The organism is Mesorhizobium sp. P5_C1 (assembly GCF_054049815.1).
The window spans coordinates 1-18,272 of sequence record NZ_JBFULQ010000072.1 but is presented as its reverse complement, the minus strand read 5'-3'; the positions used below and the strand labels follow the sequence as shown (position 1 = coordinate 18,272).

19 protein-coding genes and 1 pseudogene are annotated in these 18,272 nt (G+C 63.3%); 8 read left to right on the top strand and 12 right to left on the bottom strand.

The features are described 5' to 3' along the window. Positions 1-56: 56 nt before the first annotated feature. A pseudogene (gene bluB, locus ACXJ7R_RS08790) lies at positions 57-458 on the top strand (5,6-dimethylbenzimidazole synthase); the annotation flags it as partial. A gap of 164 nt (positions 459-622) precedes the next feature. On the opposite strand, the gene ACXJ7R_RS08785 reads toward bluB, so the two are convergent. Further along, positions 623-1,606, bottom strand: coding sequence for a hypothetical protein (locus ACXJ7R_RS08785; RefSeq protein WP_457151494.1), 984 nt, complete (start codon positions 1,604-1,606; stop codon positions 623-625). A 95-nt stretch (positions 1,607-1,701) separates the two neighbouring features. Beyond that, positions 1,702-2,310, bottom strand: a complete 609-nt coding sequence (locus ACXJ7R_RS08780; RefSeq protein WP_457151493.1) for a TetR/AcrR family transcriptional regulator — start codon at positions 2,308-2,310, stop codon at positions 1,702-1,704. A gap of 121 nt (positions 2,311-2,431) precedes the next feature. Here ACXJ7R_RS08780 and ACXJ7R_RS08775 point away from each other — a divergent pair, with 121 nt between their 5' ends. Continuing rightward, positions 2,432-3,655 carry an MFS transporter gene (locus ACXJ7R_RS08775; protein ID WP_457151492.1) on the top strand — a complete coding sequence of 408 codons (1,224 nt, stop codon included), beginning with the start codon at positions 2,432-2,434 and terminating at the stop codon, positions 3,653-3,655. Between the two features lie 54 nt (positions 3,656-3,709). Here the strand turns inward: ACXJ7R_RS08775 and ribB are convergent, their stop codons facing one another. Next, on the bottom strand, positions 3,710-4,810 hold the full coding sequence (gene ribB, locus ACXJ7R_RS08770; RefSeq protein ID WP_095091919.1) for a 3,4-dihydroxy-2-butanone-4-phosphate synthase: 1,101 nt from the start codon (positions 4,808-4,810) through the stop codon (positions 3,710-3,712). Between the two features lie 109 nt (positions 4,811-4,919). Then, positions 4,920-6,029, bottom strand: coding sequence for a chorismate synthase (gene aroC, locus ACXJ7R_RS08765; protein ID WP_457151491.1), 1,110 nt, complete (start codon positions 6,027-6,029; stop codon positions 4,920-4,922). A gap of 272 nt (positions 6,030-6,301) precedes the next feature. On the opposite strand from aroC, the gene ACXJ7R_RS08760 reads away from it, so the two are divergent. Further along, positions 6,302-6,556, top strand: a complete 255-nt coding sequence (locus ACXJ7R_RS08760) for a DUF1344 domain-containing protein (RefSeq protein WP_457151490.1) — start codon at positions 6,302-6,304, stop codon at positions 6,554-6,556. Between the two features lie 105 nt (positions 6,557-6,661). Then, the gene (locus ACXJ7R_RS08755; protein ID WP_457151489.1) at positions 6,662-7,384 is read left to right on the top strand and encodes a carbonic anhydrase; all 723 of its coding nucleotides are present in this window, start codon (positions 6,662-6,664) and stop codon (positions 7,382-7,384) included. 86 nt (positions 7,385-7,470) lie between these two features. On the opposite strand, the gene ACXJ7R_RS08750 is transcribed toward ACXJ7R_RS08755, so the two are convergent. The 4 genes from ACXJ7R_RS08750 to ACXJ7R_RS08735 all read right to left on the bottom strand — a co-directional run bounded on the left by ACXJ7R_RS08750 (position 7,471) and on the right by ACXJ7R_RS08735 (position 10,530). Next, complete coding sequence (locus tag ACXJ7R_RS08750) at positions 7,471-8,067, bottom strand: histidine phosphatase family protein (protein WP_457151488.1); 597 nt, start codon at positions 8,065-8,067, stop codon at positions 7,471-7,473. 44 nt (positions 8,068-8,111) lie between these two features. After that, the gene (fabI, locus tag ACXJ7R_RS08745) at positions 8,112-8,930 is read right to left on the bottom strand and encodes an enoyl-ACP reductase FabI (RefSeq protein ID WP_457151487.1); all 819 of its coding nucleotides are present in this window, start codon (positions 8,928-8,930) and stop codon (positions 8,112-8,114) included. A 108-nt stretch (positions 8,931-9,038) separates the two neighbouring features. Continuing rightward, complete coding sequence (locus ACXJ7R_RS08740; protein ID WP_457151486.1) at positions 9,039-9,968, bottom strand: DnaJ C-terminal domain-containing protein; 930 nt, start codon at positions 9,966-9,968, stop codon at positions 9,039-9,041. Between the two features lie 100 nt (positions 9,969-10,068). After that, positions 10,069-10,530 carry an RT0821/Lpp0805 family surface protein gene (locus tag ACXJ7R_RS08735; protein WP_457151485.1) on the bottom strand — a complete coding sequence of 154 codons (462 nt, stop codon included), beginning with the start codon at positions 10,528-10,530 and terminating at the stop codon, positions 10,069-10,071. 40 nt (positions 10,531-10,570) lie between these two features. Between ACXJ7R_RS08735 and pdxH the strand changes: the two genes are divergently transcribed. Beyond that, the gene (gene pdxH, locus ACXJ7R_RS08730; RefSeq protein ID WP_457151484.1) at positions 10,571-11,188 is read left to right on the top strand and encodes a pyridoxamine 5'-phosphate oxidase; all 618 of its coding nucleotides are present in this window, start codon (positions 10,571-10,573) and stop codon (positions 11,186-11,188) included. A gap of 9 nt (positions 11,189-11,197) precedes the next feature. On the opposite strand, the gene ACXJ7R_RS08725 is transcribed toward pdxH, so the two are convergent. Both ACXJ7R_RS08725 and ACXJ7R_RS08720 read right to left on the bottom strand, forming a co-directional pair. Continuing rightward, complete coding sequence (locus tag ACXJ7R_RS08725) at positions 11,198-11,950, bottom strand: crotonase/enoyl-CoA hydratase family protein (RefSeq protein ID WP_457151483.1); 753 nt, start codon at positions 11,948-11,950, stop codon at positions 11,198-11,200. 19 nt (positions 11,951-11,969) lie between these two features. Next, the gene (locus ACXJ7R_RS08720) at positions 11,970-13,739 is read right to left on the bottom strand and encodes an acyl-CoA dehydrogenase (RefSeq protein WP_457151482.1); all 1,770 of its coding nucleotides are present in this window, start codon (positions 13,737-13,739) and stop codon (positions 11,970-11,972) included. Positions 13,740-13,952: 213 nt separating this feature from the next. Here ACXJ7R_RS08720 and ACXJ7R_RS08715 point away from each other — a divergent pair, with 213 nt between their 5' ends. Then, the gene (locus ACXJ7R_RS08715; protein WP_457151481.1) at positions 13,953-14,189 is read left to right on the top strand and encodes a hypothetical protein; all 237 of its coding nucleotides are present in this window, start codon (positions 13,953-13,955) and stop codon (positions 14,187-14,189) included. 133 nt (positions 14,190-14,322) lie between these two features. Beyond that, positions 14,323-15,435 carry a glycoside hydrolase family 25 protein gene (locus ACXJ7R_RS08710; RefSeq protein WP_457151495.1) on the top strand — a complete coding sequence of 371 codons (1,113 nt, stop codon included), beginning with the start codon at positions 14,323-14,325 and terminating at the stop codon, positions 15,433-15,435. A 17-nt stretch (positions 15,436-15,452) separates the two neighbouring features. Here the strand turns inward: ACXJ7R_RS08710 and purD are convergent, their stop codons facing one another. Next, complete coding sequence (gene purD / locus ACXJ7R_RS08705) at positions 15,453-16,730, bottom strand: phosphoribosylamine--glycine ligase (protein ID WP_457151480.1); 1,278 nt, start codon at positions 16,728-16,730, stop codon at positions 15,453-15,455. A gap of 158 nt (positions 16,731-16,888) precedes the next feature. Continuing rightward, positions 16,889-17,710: a phytanoyl-CoA dioxygenase family protein gene (locus ACXJ7R_RS08700; protein WP_457151479.1), complete on the bottom strand. Its 822-nt coding sequence runs from the start codon at positions 17,708-17,710 to the stop codon at positions 16,889-16,891. Positions 17,711-17,798: 88 nt separating this feature from the next. Here ACXJ7R_RS08700 and ACXJ7R_RS08695 point away from each other — a divergent pair. After that, positions 17,799-18,272, top strand: a 474-nt coding sequence (locus tag ACXJ7R_RS08695; RefSeq protein ID WP_457151478.1) for a LysR family transcriptional regulator, incomplete at its 3' end; no start/stop codon positions are given.

Here is an 18,272-nt window from a genome sequence, read left to right as displayed (position 1 = left end):
ATGAGGTGCTGGCGCGGCTGCTGCTTGCAGCTCACCATGCGCCCTCGGTCGGCTTCATGCAGCCTTGGAATTTCATCGTTATTCGCGATGCCGAGCGACGGGAAAAAGTGCGTGACCTGTTCCTGGCGGCGCGTGAACAGGAACTGCCGGCCATCGCGGAAGAGCGACAGGCGCTTTACCGCAAGCTCAAGCTGGAAGGCATCTGCGAAAGCGCGCTCAACATCTGCATCACCTGCGACCGGCAGCGCTCGAAGGGTTCGCCACTGGGGCGCTGGCACAATCCGGAGATGGACCTCTACAGCACGGTCTGCGCGGTGCAGAATTTCTGGCTGGCGGCGCGCGCCGAGGGTGTCGGAGTCGGCTGGGTCAGCATCATCGAGGCGCAKGCATTGAAAAGCCTGCTGTCAATTCCCGAGCATGTGACGCCGGTCGCCTATCTCTGCGTCGGCCGTGTTTCTGAGTTCGCGCCAAAGCCGGACCTCGAAGCACATGGCTGGGGCCGCCGCTTGCCACTGCCGGAACTGATCATGAGCGAGACCTTTTGCGGGCAAGGTGAAGCGTCGCTCAAATCGACCGTGGCGCGCCTCAACGGCTTCGATGCCGCGCCGGCGACCACTGCCGATCAGCGCGTCGCGCCGGCCGTGCCCCAGCGCGAACCGCCGAAGGAGGCCAGCGCCTTGTCCTTGAGTTCCCTGAACTTCGACGACGCCTCGGCCAGCCGGGCGTCCCAGGCGGGATCGGGCACCTGGCCCTCGATGGTCCTGAAATAGACCTGCATCAGGCAGGCGATGGCGAAGGGTTCGATGAACGCCGCCTTGAAGGCCCAGGCGAAGACGATGGCGAGCACGAAAGCCCAGCCGGCAAGCTGCCCGGGCATGAGGAAAAGAATGGCGCCGGCAGGCGCCAGCATCAGCAGGAAGATGACAAACGAGACGCCCCACATGATGACCGCCAGCCAAACGGCGTTCTTGATCATGATCTTGCCGTTCTGGGCATAGAGCACGACGCCTTGCCGCGCAGTCTCGAACGGCGAGGTTGAATTGATGCGGATGTTGTAGCCGAGGATGATCTCGTCGACATAGGTCAGCGACAGGCGGATCACCGTGTTGACGAAGCTGACCAGGCCGCCCAGGCCCGGGATCGGCAGGAAAGCGGCGATGCCGCCGAGCAGCCCGGTGATGGCGCGAATGGCGCCCTTGACCAGCTGGTCGACGACGAAAAGGATGTTGGCCTCGGCAAAACGCTGGGTCACGATGTCCTTGGCATAGGCAATCTGGTCCTGGCCGTCGGGAATGTCGCGGCCGTCGACCAGATGGACCATGACGGCGATATGGCCGGCCTTGACGACATAAAGGATGTATTCGCGGATCCAGTAGACGGCGATCAAGACGATGCCGAAGCCGACCACACCGCCCCACAGGGCAAAGGACAACGGCCCGTCGGGATCGGTGGAGATATGGCCAATGCCGTAGCCAACGGAGGCGCCCGTGCCGGTCGCCACGATATAGGCCAGCGTGATGCCGAAATAGACGATCATGCGGAAGACGATGAAGGGCCAGGTCCGCATCATGATGGACACCGACCTGCCGATATCGAAATCCCACATGCCCCGAATCTCCGCTCAGAGATGGCGCGAGAGGATGCGCTGAAACCGGCTGTTGTCAATCGTGGGAGTGGCGCGCCAGACCAGCAATGGGGATTTCAGGCCGGCTGCGAATCCTGCTTCTTGAGCAAGCCTTCGAGCAACTGCTTGAAGGCCGCCACCACCTTCTTCGACGTCGCTTCGGGGTCGCTCGAATTGGCGATCCGCTGCGCTGCCTGGCTGCTCGCCCCGTTGATCAGCCGCGAGGCGGTCTCGGGGTCGAGGCTGGGAACGACCACGCCCTCCTCCTGCAGCCTGGTCAGATGATCGGTCATTGAACCGACACATGCATTGGCATTTGGCCATTGTGCAGGATCCCCCAGCACGGCCGGGCCATCCCGGAACATTATGCGCTGGATTTCCGGCTCCAACGCCATCTCGATATAGGTCGTGCATTCGTCGACGAAATGCTGCCAGCGGGTCGGTGCTCTCGACGCCACTTCGTTCACGCGCGCCGCCATCTCGCCGTCGATTTCGGCGATGACCGCCTGCAGCAAGCCCTTCTTGTCGCCGAAGTGATGATAGAGTGCGCCGCGCGTCAGCCCGGCCGATGCGGTGAAATCATCCATCGACGACTGGGCATAGCCGATCGTGCCGAAAGCGTGGCGGGCGGCCGCGATCAGCTTGGCGCGCGTCTCGGCGATCATCTCCTTGCGAGGTTTGTGCATGGCTTCTGGACCTACTAACATACGCTTCGTATGCCAATTGACATACGCGGCGTATGATCTATCTAACAATCATACGCATCGTATGTAATTGTCGAATCCGTCTTTGTCGAGGAACCGGACCATGCAAAATCCCTATTCGGAGATCTTTCGCGCCCCTGGCGCCAAGGGCTTTGCAGCAGCGGGCTTCATGGCGCGGCTGCCGATCGCGATGGCGCCAATCGGCATCGTGGCGATGCTGTCGCAGACGCGTGGCGAATACTGGCTGGCCGGCGCGGTCTCCGCGACATTCGCGCTGGCCAACGCTTTCGTGGCGCCGCAAATATCAAGGCTTGTCGATCGCCTTGGCCAGACGCGGATCGTCGTGCCCACCACGATCATCTCGGTGCTCGCTTTCGCCGTCCTGATTGCTGCGGCCAACCAGGACTGGCCGGTATGGATGCTGTTCGTGTCGGCGCTACTGGCGGCGGCGATGCCCAGCATCCCGGCAATGGTGCGCGCTCGCTGGACCGAGATTTTTCGCGGACGGCCAGAGATGAACACCGCATTCGCCTTCGAGTCGGCGGCGGACGAGCTGGTCTACATTGCCGGCGCATCGCTGTCGGTCGGCCTGAGTGCCGCCCTGTTCCCGGAAGCAGGGATGCTGGCCAGCACGCTGTTTCTCGCCTTCGGCTCGACGGCGTTCATCCTGCAGCGTTCGACCGAGCCACAAGTGCGGCCGGTGGAACACGGCTCGCGCGGCTCGGCAATCCGACTGCGGCCGGTACAGATCATCACCTTTGCCCTGATCTTTATCGGCGCGACCTTCGCGACGACGGAAGTGAGCACCGTGGCGATCACCAAGGAACTTGGCCAGCCTGGCGCCGCAAGCCTCGTCATCGGTGTCTACGCGCTGGGATCGTTCGTGCTCGGCATCATCGTCGGCGCGCTCAACCTGAAAGCACCGCTGCAACGCCAGCTTGCCGTCGCAATCGCCATCATCGCGCTCAGCACCTTGCTGCCGCTCACCGCCGGCACGGTGCCGCTGCTGGCGTTGACCGTGTTCGTCAGCGGCGTGGCGATCTCGCCGACCTTCATCACGGCGTTCGGTCTGATCGAACGGCATGTGCCGGAGGCGATGCTGACCGAGGGCATCACCTGGGTGACCACCGGGATCGGCATCGGCATGGCGCTGGGCTCGTTCGCGGCCGGCTCGGTGGTGGATGCGTTCGGCGCCCAGAACGGATTCTGGGTGTCGGTTGCGGCCGGCACGATCGCACTGGTCACCGTGTTGCTTGGTCAGCGCAGCCTGGCCACGCCTGAATGCCACCTGGATGGCTGCGAAGCAGCCGTCGTTCCCGCCGGATGATCCCCGAAGCGCCCGGTTTCGAACGGACCGGGCTCTATCCCCAGCGGTTGCCCTTCAGAGAATCTCGGTCTTGGCGATATGGATGCCAAAGCCTTCGAGACCGACATAGTGCCGCTCGCGCGAAGCGATCAGATTGATCGAGGAAATGCCGAGATCCTTGAGGATCTGCGCACCGAGGCCGATTTCGCGCCATTCATTCTCACGGCGGCGCGCCTCTTCGTGATCCTCGCGGTCGCCGCTCGCCGGCCGCTTGCGCTCCTGGTGGGCAACGCCGACCGAGCCCTCGCGCAGGTAGACGATGACGCCACGCCTGCGCTCGCCCATCGCCTTCATGATGCCGTCGAGCCGGTGGCTGGTGCCGAACACGTCGGTCACCACATCCTCGGAATGCAGGCGCACCGGCACCTCCTCGCCGTCGCGGATGTCGCCGAAGACAATGGCGACGTGATGCATGGGGTCCCAGGGCAGCGTGTAGGTGAAGACCTGCGCCTTGCCGCCGAGCGTGTCGATTTCCGAGCAAGCCACGCGTTCGACCAGCGTTTCCTTGCGTTGCCGGTAGGCAATGAGGTCGGCGACCGAAACCTGTTTGAGACCATGCTCCTCGGCAAAGGCCGAGACCTGCGGGCCACGCTTGACGGTGCCGTCGTCATTGACCAGTTCCGAAATGACGCCGACCGGTGCCAGACCGGCGAGCTTGCATAGATCGACCGCGGCTTCGGTATGACCCGAGCGCATCAGCACGCCGCCTTCGCGCGCGATCAGCGGGAAAATGTGGCCGGGGCGGACGAAATCCGAGCCGCCGACATTGCCGTTGGCGAGATTGCGCACGGTGAGCGTGCGGTCCTCGGCCGAAATGCCTGTTGTCGTGCCGTGCTTGAAATCGACGCTGACGGTGAAGGCCGTGGTGTGAGCGGAATCATTGTCGGCCACCATCGGCGCCAGGTTGAGCCGCTTGGCCTCCTCGCGCGGCATCGGCGTGCAGACGATGCCGGAGGTGTGACGGATGATGAACGCCATCTTCTCCGGCGTGCAATGGACGGCGGCGACGATCAGGTCACCCTCGTTCTCGCGTCCATCATCGTCCATGACAACGACGATCTCGCCGCGCTCGAAAGCGCGCAGGGCTTCGACGATTTTCTTCTGGTCGTAAGGCATAGGCGCTCGTTTCACTCGCAGGGAAATAAGGGAGTAGGGCAGTACGGGAGTAGGGAAAAGGAAAAAATGGCTGTCTCGGGTGGGTAGCGTAACATATTCCCCTACTGCCCTACTCCCCAACTCCCTTACCTGTCTGTCCCCGATGACGCAGATAATGATCGGCAATGGCGCAGGCAACCATCGCCTCGCCGATCGGCACGGCGCGTATGCCGACACAGGGATCGTGACGCCCCTTGGTCATGATCTCGACGTCGTTGCCGTCCCTGTCGATCGACTTTCGCGGCGTCAGGATCGACGAGGTCGGCTTGACGGCGAAACGGGCGATGATCGCCTGGCCGGTCGAGATGCCGCCGAGGATACCGCCGGCATTGTTGGACAAGAACACCGGCTTGCCGTCATTGCCCATGCGCATCTCGTCGGCATTCTGCTCGCCGGTGATCCGGGCGGCCTCGAAACCGTTGCCGATCTCGACGCCCTTGACAGCGTTGATCGACATCAGTCCGGAGGCAATGTCCTGGTCGAGCTTGGCGTAGATCGGCGCGCCGAGGCCGGCGGGAACGCCGTCGGCAACGATCTCGATCACCGCGCCGACCGAGGACCCCGCCTTGCGGATGCCATCGAGGTACTGGATAAAGACGGGAACGGACGCCGGATCGGGAGTGAAGAACGGATTTTCCGCGTCACCGATGAAGTTCCAGTTCCAGTTCGCGCGGTCGATGGACTTTTCGCCCATCGACACCAGCGCGCCGCGCACCACCATGCCAGGCACCACCTTGCGGGCGAGTGCGCCGGCCGCGACGCGTGCCGCCGTCTCGCGGGCCGAGGAGCGGCCGCCACCGCGATAATCGCGCAAGCCGTATTTGACGTCATAGGTGTAGTCGGCATGGCCCGGCCGGTATTGGCGGGCGATCTCGCCATAGTCCTTCGAGCGCTGGTCGACATTCTCGATCAGCATCGAGACCGGCGTGCCGGTGGTGATCATYGTCTCGCCGTCCTCGTCGAAGATGAAGCCCGACAGCACTTTGACTTCATCGGGTTCGCGGCGCTGGGTGACGAAGCGTGACTGGCCCGGCCGGCGCTTGTCGAGCTCGGCCTGGATGTCTCGCAGAGTGAAGCGGATGCCGGGCGGACAGCCGTCGACCACACAGCCGAGTGCGGCGCCGTGGCTTTCGCCCCAGGTGGTGACGCGGAAAAGGTGGCCGAACGTGTTGTGAGACATGAAATGACCCTGCCCGGCATCGGAGCCAGCTTAGCACATGACCCGAAAAACGAAGCCGTTCTCGCAAGGGATCATGCGCAAATCAAAAAGTGCCACAGCGTCCTTCGCGCTCCAGGAGGACGCTCGGCGCCGTGGCCTGCCTTCTATTGGCGTTTTTCACAGTGGTCAAACTGTGATCTGGCGGATTTAGTTTTGACACATTCGGTTGGTTTCTGCTCTCTTCCATTCGCCTGCCGCCGCCCATGCCGGTGCAATGATAACGAGGAACGATTATGCGTACCCTGATTGGCGCCGTAGCCGCTACGCTGCTGCTTTCCACCGCCGCTTTCGCCGGCCAGACCGAAGGCCTGATCAAGAAGATCGACAAGGACACGGCGACGCTGACGCTGGATGACGGCAAGTCCTACAAGCTGAATGCCGAGACAGACCTCGACTCGCTGAAGCCGGGCATGGATGTCGTCATCGCTTACRATGAGACCAATGGCGAAAACATCGTCACCGACATGCAATTGCCCGACACCGAATAAGCGCCTTCCGGCCCCGCACGGCGCGCTTGCCAACGCCGTCCGTTGGTAGCAATCTCTGCGCGCAGATCCAGCCATCAAGTGGAAGATGCGAGCGGAGACCGAACAATGTGCAGCGACTGCGAAGGCGAAGGGGTCGACCGGAGGGATTTCCTCAAGGTCGGCGCGGCGGGGCTCGTTGCGATCGGTCTTGGTGGAGCTTCGTGGTCCGCGCGTGCGGCAGAGAGTGCTACACCGGCATCGTCCCCTGATGCAGCGCTCGCCGCGCTGAAATCCGGCAACGAGCGCTATGTCAGCCACCCGGAACTGTGCTCGATCGACCTTGCCGCGCAGCGGAAGGCTGTCGCCGGGCATCAGGCGCCTTGGGCTACCATCATCAGTTGCGCCGACAGTCGCGTTCCGCCCGAGTTGATCTTCGGCGGCCAAGGCGTTGGAGAGCTATTCGTCGCCCGGAATGCCGGCAACCTCGCCGACACTGCGACGCTCGGCACGGTCGAATACGGCGCGGCGGTGCTCGGCTCGCCATTGATTGTTGTCCTCGCGCACACAAGCTGCGGTGCCGTCAAGGCGGCTTGCGACGTGGTCACCAAGAACGCGACCTATCCGGGCGCGATCGGCCCGATGATCGAACCGATCCTGCCTGCGGCGATCGCGGCGCGGAGCGAGGCAGGCGATTTCGTCGACAACACCGCCAAGGAGAGCGCGCGCAGGACTGTGCGGCGCCTGGCTGCTTCAAGCAAGCTCCTGGCCGATCTCACCGGGGCCGGGAAGCTGAAGATCGTCGCGGCAATCTATGATCTTGAAACGGGTGTGGTGACCTTCATCGAATGACACGTTCATCGGAACGACCGGGTCAAGAGTTGGGAGCCTTCCAAACCCTGGGATGAACAAGCGTCCTGGCTAGGCAAGTGTCCTGGCTAGGACTGCGACAGCCACTCCAGGCGGTCACCCTGCAGCCTGAGCACGCGGTCCTGTGGTATCTCCAGGTTCGCTGCCTCGTCCTCCGCCACTCCAAGCACGAAGCGAAACAGAGCCCGCATGACCCCGCCATGCGTCACGCAGATCGTCTGGCGTTGGATCGCGTCGAACCAGGGTTTCACCCGTTCGAGCAGCATCTGGTAGCTCTCCGCGCCCTCGCCGGGCGGCTGGAAGTTCCATTTGTCCAGCGCGCGTGTCCGGCGCGCGCCTGGATACCGCGTCTTGAGCTCGGCATAGGTAAAACCCTGCCAATCGCCGAAATTGACTTCCACCAGGCGAGGATCGGTTCGATAGGCATCCGGATCGAGCTTCATCGCGGCGCGGATGCGCTGCATCGTCTCGCGCGTCCGCTTCATTGGGCTGGCAACGAAATCGAAATCCGCGGGATTTCGCACCACTTCGGCCAGCCGATGACCGTTTCCGGTCGCCTGCTCGCGGCCAAGCGCATTGAGGTCGGTGTCGGCCTGCCCCTGAAGCCGGGATTCGGCGTTCCACGCGGTCTGGCCGTGGCGCACGATATAAACCAGCGGGTACATCAGGTCTTCCGGTACGGGGTCGGGACGACGACGGTTGGTGGATGTTAATCCTTGACCGTCGAAATATCCGGCGCGTCGACCGCCTTCATGCCGACGACGTGGTAGCCTGAATCGACGTGATGCACTTCACCGGTGACGCCACGCGACAGATCGGACAGGAAATAGACGCCGGAATCACCGACTTCCTCCTGCGTCACCGTTTGCTTCAGCGGCGAATTGTATTCGTTCCACTTCAGGATGTAGCGGAAGTCGCCGATGCCTGATGCGGCAAGCGTCTTGATCGGGCCCGCGGAAATGGCGTTGACGCGTATCTTCTTGGCGCCGAGGTCGACCGCGAGATAACGCACGCTGGCCTCGAGCGCCGCCTTGGCGACACCCATGACGTTGTAGTGCGGCATGACCTTTTCGGCGCCGTAATAGGTCAGCGTCAGCAGCGAGCCACCATTGCTCATCAATGCTTCGGCGCGCTTGGCGATGGTGGTGAAGGAATAGACCGAAATGTCCATGGTGCGCAGGAAATTGTCGCGCGTCGTCTCGACGTAGCGGCCGGTCAGCTCGTCCTTGTCGGAAAAAGCGATGKCGTGGACGAGAAAATCGAGCTTGCCCCAATGCTTGGCGACATTGGCGAAAACGTCGTCCAGGCTCGCCGGATCGGTGACGTCGCAATGGCCGGCGACAAAGGCGCCAAGTTCGGCCGCCAGCGGCTCGACACGCTTCTTGAACGCCTCGCCCTGATAGGTGAGCGCGATCTCGGCGCCATGATCGACACAGGCCTTGGCGATGCCATAGGCGATCGATCTGTTGTTGGCGACGCCAAGAATAAGGCCGCGCTTGCCGGCCATAAGGCCCTGTCCACCCGCCATGTCAGCGCTCTCCGCAAGATTTTTCAGCTTTGTGGAGTGCCCTATCGCACAGGCACACTGCCCCTTCAAGCGCTCAAACCGGACAGTTCGGGGGACAAAAGCCGCCAATCAGCCTTTTTGGCTGCGCAGCAGCGATTCGAGCGCGCTATCGCCGCCTTCCGGCAGCATGATCCGCACATGGGCGTAGAGATCGCCATGGCCGCCGGCTTTCTCCGGCAGGCCCCTGCCCTTCAGCCGCAGCACCTTGTCCGAGTTCGACCAGGCGGGAACGTTGACCGCGAGCTTGCCGGTCGGCGTCTCGACGGGCACCTTGGCGCCGAGCACCGCATCCGCCAGCGTCACCGGCAGATCTGCATGCAGGTCGCGGCCCTCGATGCGGTAGCGCGGGTGCCGGCGCAGATGGACCTTGACCAGCGCATCGCCCGGCTGGCCCGGCCCTTGCTCGCCCTGCCCCTTCAGCCGGATGGTCTGGCCGTCCTCGACATAGGCCGGCAGCTTGACCGCCACCTTGCGGCCGTCGGGGAACATCGCCGTCACCTTTTCGGCGGTTGCCGCCTCCTCGATGGTGACGTCGAGCTTCACGTTCAGGTCGGCGGCGGTCGCCGGCTGGCGGCGGTCGCCCGCGCCGGGGCCGCGCGCGCCCGAAAAAGCATCGCCGAAAATCTGGCTGAAAATATCGCTGTTGCCGTCGAACGGATCACCGCCCGGACGGCCGGAGCGGAATTCGAAGCGTGAACCGCCGGCCCCTTGCTGCCGGCGAAACCCGCCAAAGGGATCACCGCCACCAGCGGCGCCCTCAAAGCCTTGGAAACGCGGCTTGCCGTCGGCATCGATCTCGCCGCGATCGAACGCGGCCCGATTCTTTTCGTCACCGACGATCTCGTAAGCCTGGTTGGCCGCGGCAAAACGGTCCTTCGCCTTGGGATCATTCGGATTCTGGTCCGGATGATGCTTCTTGGCGAGTTTCCGGTACGCCGATTTTATGTCCTTGGCCGATGCGTTCTTGGCAACGCCCAGCACCTCATAGGGGTCGCGCATGCTTACTGCCCTGGAAAAGGAGTGAGTCTCTGGTTGCCCCCTATATGCGCTCGCATAGGAAGAAATTCCAGTGGCCGAGCACCATATCAAAAACGGAAGATCAGAGCGCCTTGAAGTCCTGCATGTGCCAGCCGCCGGCGCTGGCCAGGCAAAGTTCGCCTTCGAACATGGCAACGCCATCAAAGCTCTCGCGCGAGGCCCTGAAACGGCGGCATGTCTGGCCCTTGTCCTTCAATTCCGCCAGTTCGGTGATGGAGCCTCGCGACCCGGTGCCGGCATTCGCCCACGGCACGGCCTGCCCGCCGAGCTGCTCGATATCGGCCGAGGACACCGCATTGCCGATCGTCGTCTGGTCGGAGTCGCGATCCGAACTGACCGGCGCGGAGGGGACGGACGTGCTGCTGGTCAGGATCGAGCGGTCGACTTCTGCCTTTTCCAGACTGAAGCCACCCGCGCCGCAGGCGGCAAGCGGCAGAGCGATCATCATGATCGCGGCTTTGGCGCTGGCTGAAGCAATTAGGCCGCTTTGCCTGCTGTCAAAAGCTTGCGCGATACGCGACAATCTGCAACCTCCCCCGCCTCGTAACGATTTGAGAAAAACTATGAGTGACACAGAGTTAACAAGCAGTGACTTTACCGAGGCGGCGGAGCCGTTTCGCCTCTTTGCCGCATGGCTGGAGGACGCCACCAAGAGCGAAATGAACGACCCAAACGGCGTGGCGCTGGCGACCGTCGATGCCGACGGCATGCCGGATGTGCGAATGGTTCTGCTCAAGGGGTTCGATGAAGGCGGGTTTGTGTTCTACACGAATTTCGAGAGCGCCAAAGGCCAGGAGATTCTTGGCAGCATGAAGGCGGCGATGTGCTTCCATTGGAAGTCGCTGCGCCGCCAGGTGCGCATTCGCGGCCCGGTAGAGATCGTCAGCGACGCCGAAGCCGACGCCTACTACGCGACGCGGCCACGCGGCAGCCGTATCGGCGCCTGGGCCTCGAAACAGTCGCGGCCGCTGGAAAGCCGCTTCGCACTGGAAAAGGCGGTGGCCGAATACACGGCGCGCTATCCGATCGGCGAAATCCCACGGCCAAAGCATTGGTCGGGCTTCCGCATCGTGCCCACGACCATCGAGTTCTGGCATGACCGGCCGTTCCGGCTACATGACCGGGTGGTCTTTTCGCGTGATGCAAAAGGCGGTTGGGACAAGACGAGGCTTTATCCCTAAAAGGGAGGTTTAGGCCTTCTTCCTGGTCATGAATGCCGTGAGCGCGGCGCGCGCCTCGTCTGATTTCAGCCGTTGGCGAAAATGTTCGCTTTCCTCGCCTATGCGGGCGAGGAGGTCGTCGCGCGAGCCGCGCATCAGGTCGCGCGCGATCTTCAAGGCCTGCGGAGGCTTGGCCGCGATCTGGCCGGCCGCCGTCAGCACCGAGGCCTCCAGCGCGTCTTCCTCGACCACATCGTAGATCAGGCCGGCGGCCTTCGCGCGTTCGGCCGAAAAGCCCTCGCCGAGGCCGAGCAGCGCGAAAGCTGCCTGCTGTCCCAGGATGCGCGGCGCCAACAGGCTGGAGCCCGCTTCGGGCACCAGGCCGAGATCGACGAAAGGCGTCCTGAACACGGTGCGTGGCGTGGCGAAGGTCAGGTCGCAATGCAGGTTGAGCGTCGTGCCGATGCCGACCGCGATGCCGTCGACGCCGGAGACGATGGGTTTCTCGACCCTGGCCAGCGCCATCAGGAAGTCCCAGACCTCGGTGCCGCCGTCGCCACCGGTGGCAACGACCATGAAATCGGCAAGGTCGTTGCCGGAGGAGAAGGCGCCGGGCACGCCAAGGAAGACATGGACGCGGATCGCCGGGTCGCCATCACCTTCTGCCAGAGCAGCCGACATTTTTGCATACATGGCGCGCGTCAAGGCGTTCTTCTTGTCGGGGCGGTTCATGCGGATGATCTGGATGGCGCCCTGGCGCTCGACGAGGATATGGTCTGTCACGGGTTTTTCCTTGTGAACGTCAGGCAGAGATGAGCGCCTTGCCGGCAGCGGCGAGGCTTTCGGCGCCATCGACAACGCGGTCCTTCAGGGCACTGACCTCGCCGAGCAGGTTTTCGGCGAAGAAGCGGCAAAGCGCGATACGGCCTTGATCGGCAAGCGCGCCCTGCGCCAGATAGGCCCCGCCGGCAGCCAGCGAGATCAGCTTGAGATAGGGTGTAGCACCCGCCAGCGCCTCGTCCGCCCGGCCGTCGGCCGACAGTCTTTGCAGGAAGCGGGTCGTTTCGCTGAGTTCGCCGAGCGCCTTGTCGAGAGCATCGGCGGTGCGGCCGAAACCCTCGAGATTCGATGTCCGCACGGCATTGGCGACCGCCGCCAGTTCGTCGATGAAGCCATGGACGTGTTCGCCGCCGCCGAGCGGCAGCTTGCGCATGACCAGATCAATCGCCTGGATGCCGTTGGTACCCTCATAGATCGGTGCGATGCGCGCATCGCGGTAGAATGCCGCCGCGCCGGTCTCCTCGATGAAGCCCATGCCGCCATGCACCTGGAGGCCGAGCGAGGCAACCTCGACGCCGACATCGGTCGAGAAAGCCTTGGCCAGCGGCATCAGCAGATTGGCACGGTCGCGCCAATGCGCCGCCTCATCGCCGACCGATACGCGCGCCAGGTCGATGGCATGGGCGCAGCAGTAGCTGATGGCGCGGGCCGTCTGCGTCAGCGCCTTCATGGTCAGGAGCGTGCGCTGCACATCGGGATGATGGACGATCGGCGCCATGCCGGCGCYGGCGTAGCTTGCCGCCTTGCCTTGCCGGCGCTCATTGGCATAAGCGATCGCCTTCTGCGTGGCGGCTTCAGCGACCGCGACACCCTGCATGCCGACGGAAAGACGGGCGTTGTTCATCATGGTGAACATGCAGGCCAGGCCCTTGTTCTCCTCGCCGATCAGCCAGCCGATGGCGCCAGGCGCAGCGCCCCCGAAGCCATCGCCATAGATCATGGTGCAGGTCGGCGAGGCGTGTATGCCGAGCTTGTGCTCCAGGCCGGAGCAGAAGACGTCGTTGCGCGCGCCCAGCGATCCATCGTCGCCGACCAGGAATTTCGGCACCAGGAACAGCGATATGCCGCGCGTGCCGGCCGGCGCATCGGGCAGCCGTGCCAAAACCAGATGGATGATGTTGTCGGTAAAGTCGTGCTCGCCATAGGTGATGAAGATTTTCTGGCCGAAGATGCGGTAGGTGCCGTCACCCACCGGCTCGGCGCGGGCGCGCAAGGCAGCGAGATCCGAGCCGGCCTGCGGCTCGGTCAGGTTCATCGTGCCCATCCATTCGCCGGAGACGAGCTTTTCAAGATATTTCGACTTGAGTGCCTCAGAGGCGTGCTTGTCGAGCGCCTCGACAGCGCCCATGGACAGCGTCGGGCCGATGCCGAAGGCCATGGCGGCTGAGTTCCACATTTCGAGCGCTGCGACGCCAAGCATGGTCGGCAACGCCTGGCCGCCATACTCCTCGGGCCCGGACAGCGCATTCCAGCCGCCGTCGATCCATCGGCGATAGAGTTCCTTCCAGCCGCGCGGCGTGGTGACGATAGCGTCCTTCAGCACCGCACCTTGCTCATCGCCGATCTTGTAGAGCGGCGCGACTTCGTCGGTGGCGAAGCGGCCGGCCTCGCCAAGAACGGCATCGACCAGATCCTCGCCGAGATCGCCGAACGTGCCGGCATCAAGGGCGGACTTGAGACCAGCCACGTGCTTGAGCGTGAAAGCGATATCCTCGACCGGTGCCCGATACATGCCGCTCCCTCCTCCTGATATAGGCCCACCGATCCTAGGACCCGCACTGCCGCAAAACCATCCGCCTTTCAGCGGCGGCCTACCATCTTCTTTTTACGTAAACGTCAAACTTTGTCACGTGGATTTTGCAATCGCGCCGACACGTATTAAATTCAATCGACGCCGGATCAAGTCGACCGGCGACAGACCCGAACCGACAGACCGGAACCACCCATGCTTGCCAGACCTGATGCCTATCGATGCATCGAATGCGGCCTGCCCTATCGCGCGGCAGGGTTCTCGTACCATCAGGGCAGACTGGAAAACGGCGCCGCCTACTGGTCGGATCGCGGCATATTGTGCTCGCCGCAATGCTCCCTCGCACATCACCGCAAACGCGCCGCCGAGGGCACGCTGCCGCAAGAGCCGGCGCCAGACCCGTTTGAATTTCAGCCACTCATCAGACGATAGCTTTGCCGGCGCCAGCCCCGCGGAAGCATTTCCTTAACCATAGCGGTCCAGGATTTGTCTTTGGTTAACGGGGATTCCCTGTTTGAAAACGCCGGCGCATCTTCTACGCCGCTCAGCGATCGCTCTCGCGGCGATGATGGCTCTGATATCAGTGGCAAAAGCCTCGGATTTTTCCGAGCCGTGGAAGAACGCTGACCGCGCCCTGGTCGTCGACGCCTACGAGTACAATTCCATCGACTGGGCCCAACTTGCCACCGACAAGCGGATCGTCGGCTTCATCAACAAAGCATCCGACGGCATGCCGCCACCCTATTTCTGTTTCGGCGACGACACCGATGTGAAGCTCTGCAAGGCGCTGTGGAAACGCCACGCGGTGACGCGCGAACTGTTCCAGACACGCAAGGTGGTCGCCAAGGCGCTCGGCCTGAAATGGGGCGCCTATCACCTCGCCCGCCCCGGCAATCCGGTCGAACAGGCCAATAATTTCCTCGATTTCGCCGAACCCGCGCCGGACGATCTGCTGGCTCTCGACATTGAAGGCAATGATCCTTCGCAGTGGATGTCGCTCGAAGATGCCGAGGAGTTCGTGCGCCAGGTGCATCGGCGCATCGGCCGCTTCCCTGTGCTCTACTCCAATGGCAAGACGGCCCAATACATTGCCGACAACAGCTACAGATACCGGCTCTTGTCGCGGTTGCCGCTCTGGTATGCCCGCTACAAGCCCGACATCGACGTGCATTTTCCGATGGGCAACTGGCAAGGCTACGCGCTGTGGCAGTTCTCGGCGCAAGCCAATTGCGGCCGGCTCCGCTGCCCTTACAGGGTCGCCGGCACGCCCAAGGACATCGACGTCAATGTCGCGCCGACGGACGCGGCCACGCTGCGCGCGCAATGGCCTTTCGGTGGTCTCATCGACGTGCCGCCTGACTATCTCGCCTCGATACCGTTGCCGGTGTCACGCGAAGCCGGCCTCGCCGGCAATGTCACGATCACCTACGCGTCGGTGGCGGCACCGCCGACCTTCGAGGATATGGTCGCGGCGCTGGGTACGCGGTGGACGAAGTTCCGCGACGGATTCCGCATGCCTGTCGTGAAGACGGTGCCGCGGCGGCCGAATTTCGGCATTGTCCAATATGTCGCCTGGAAGCGGACCGAACAGCGTTCGCCCTTGCAACTCGACGCCGCCTTTGCCGCCGCCGATCCGCTCAGCACCGCTTCGACCGAGATCGACCGCGGGCTGCGATAAGCAACCGTCGCAGAACTTTAATCTGCCTGCTCGCGTGCCACAGCCTGYCAGCCAATGTCGCGGCGACAGAATCCGTGCGGCCAATCGATCCGGTCGAGCGCGGCATAGGCGCGTTTCTGCGCCTCGCCGACCGTAGCGCCTGATGCCGTGACGTTGAGGACGCGGCCGCCATTGGCAACCAGCGCGCCGCCGTTTATGGCCGTGCCGGCGTGGAAGATCTGGGCGCCGTCATCCGCCGCGTCTTCGACGCCGCGGATGACCGATCCCTTTTCCGGCGTGCCTGGATAGCCCCTGGCCGCCATGACCACGATCAGTGCGGCCTCGTCGCGCCAGCGCACCGAAGTGTGTGCAAGCTGGCCGTCGGTTGCTGCATTGAGCAGGACCAGCAGATCGTCCTTCAGCCGCATCATCAGCACCTGGCATTCCGGGTCGCCGAAACGGGTGTTGTATTCGATCAGCTTCGGTCCCTTGTCAGTGATCATCAGCCCGGCGAAGAGGATGCCGGCGAAGGGCGCCCCGAGCTGGGCCATGCCACGCATGGTTGGCTCGATGATCTCGCGCATGGAGCGTTCGATCATCTGCGGCGTCATCACCGGGGCCGGCGAATAGGCTCCCATGCCGCCGGTGTTGGGGCCGACATCGCCGTCGCCGACGCGCTTATGGTCCTGCGCGGTGCCGAAGGGCAGCGCTGTGGTGCCGTCGCAGAGGCAGAAGAAACTTGCCTCCTCGCCGGTCATGAATTCCTCGACCACCACTTCCGCGCCTGCGGCGCCGAAGGACCCGTCGAAACAGGCATCGAGCGCCGCCCGTGCTTCGTCCAGCGTCATGGCGACGGTGACGCCCTTGCCTGCCGCCAGGCCATCTGCCTTGATGACGATCGGTGCGCCGGTCTTTTCGACATAGGCCTTGGCGGACGCCAGATCGCCAAAACGGCCATAGGCGGCGGTGGGGATGTCGTATCTGGCGCAGAGATCCTTGGTGAACCCCTTCGAGCCCTCCAGCCGGGCGGCAGCCTTGGAGGGTCCGAAGACGCGAATGCCTTGCGCACGCAGATCGTCGGCGATGCCGGCGACCAGCGGCCCTTCCGGTCCAACCACGACGAGGTCGATGTTCTTGTCCTTGCAGAAGGCGGCAACGACGGTGTGATCGGCAATGTCCAGCTTCACCAACTCGGCCTCGCCGCCGATGCCCGGATTGCCGGGAGCCGCATAGAGCTTTGTCAGCAGCGGCGACGCGGCGATCTTCCAGGCGAGCGCATGTTCGCGGCCGCCGGAGCCGAGAAGAAGAACGTTCATGGCCACCTCGTGATGCCTATTAACCTGCAAGCACCCGCTATTGCTCTCTGCACGATGGGTCAAGGCATCAGGGTGCTTTGATCGGAATTGCGCACGGGAACGTTACCCCTGCCGAAGATCGGCGGCGCACACCGCGGACGATTTTCTGGCAAGTCCCTTCAGCCCTGGAAGATGACCGGGAACCAGTCCTCGCGCAGCCTCTGTCCCGGCTGCATGCCATGGCCATGATAGGGCGGCGAGGTCCGTCCTGGCCGCTCGACATAACGCGCATCGTCGCCGACCCAGCGCAGCGACAGCGCCCGGCGCCGTGCCGAGGTCATGTTGCCGCGCGCGCCATGCGCGGTCCTGAAGTCGAACAGGATGGCGTCGCCAGGTTCCATTTCCCATTCGAGCACCTTCATCGACGGGTCCTTGTCCGGGTCCGGCACCGGCAGGTAGTCGCCGTCACCGGCATAGAAATTGCTGTCGTCGAGCCAGCGCACCGGCAGGATCATCTTGTCCCATTTGTGCGAGCCGGCGATCAGGCGCAGCGTCGCCTCCTTCACCGGATCGATGGGGATCCAGAAGCTCACCGTCTGCTGGCCATCAACGAAGTAGTAGGGGATGTCCTGGTGCCAGGGCGTCGGCTTCTGCGTGCCGGGTTCCTTGACCAGAACGTGATCGTGGAAGAACTGCGCGGTGCGCGACTGCATTACCTCCGCCGCCAGTTCGGCGGCGGGCGAATCCCGCACCACGCTGACGAATTCGGGAATGCGCTCCCAGTTGCAATAATCATCGAAGAAACTGCCGCGGCCATTGGCGATATCAGATGCGGTGGCGCTGCGGTTCTGCATGTTGCGCTCGATGCCGGCGGCAATCGTGTCGACCCAGTCCTTGAAGGCGCCGCGGATGCAAACCGCACCGTCGCGCTGGTAATCGGCGATCGTCTTTGCGTCGATGGCCTGGGCGTCGATTGTCTGGGTCTCAGTCTGGGAAGCCATCGCGTTCTCCTCTTGGAATGACCGACTATCGCAACCCGCTTTCATTCAGTAAAATAATAACTTCTCATTTGATATATAGGATCACTCTATGAATGTGACCCTCACGCAGCTGCGTTATCTGGTCGCCGTTGCGCGTCATGGCAGCGTCACCGGCGCCGCGAAAATGCTGAACGTCTCGCAGCCTTCGGTTTCGGTGGCCATTGACGCCGTCGAAAAGAATTTCGGCCAGAAGCTGTTCGTCCGCCAGCGGGGCAGCGGCGTGTCGCCGACGTCGTTCGGCCGCGCTGTCGTGGCGAAGGCAAGACAGGTTCTCACCGAAACGGACGAACTCGTCGGCCTGGGTTCAGGCAAATCGGCCGTCGGCGGCGAACTGGTGCTGGGATGTTTCGAGGACCTAGCGCCCTTCTTTGCGCCGGCCCTGATCCGCGCCTTCTCCGAACGCTATCCGGCCGTGAAAATCGTCGTTCGCGACGAGACGTTCGAAACGCTCGGGCGGCGGCTCGGCGACGCCGCCATCGATCTCGGCCTCACCTACGACCTCAGCCTGCCGACACATTTCGCC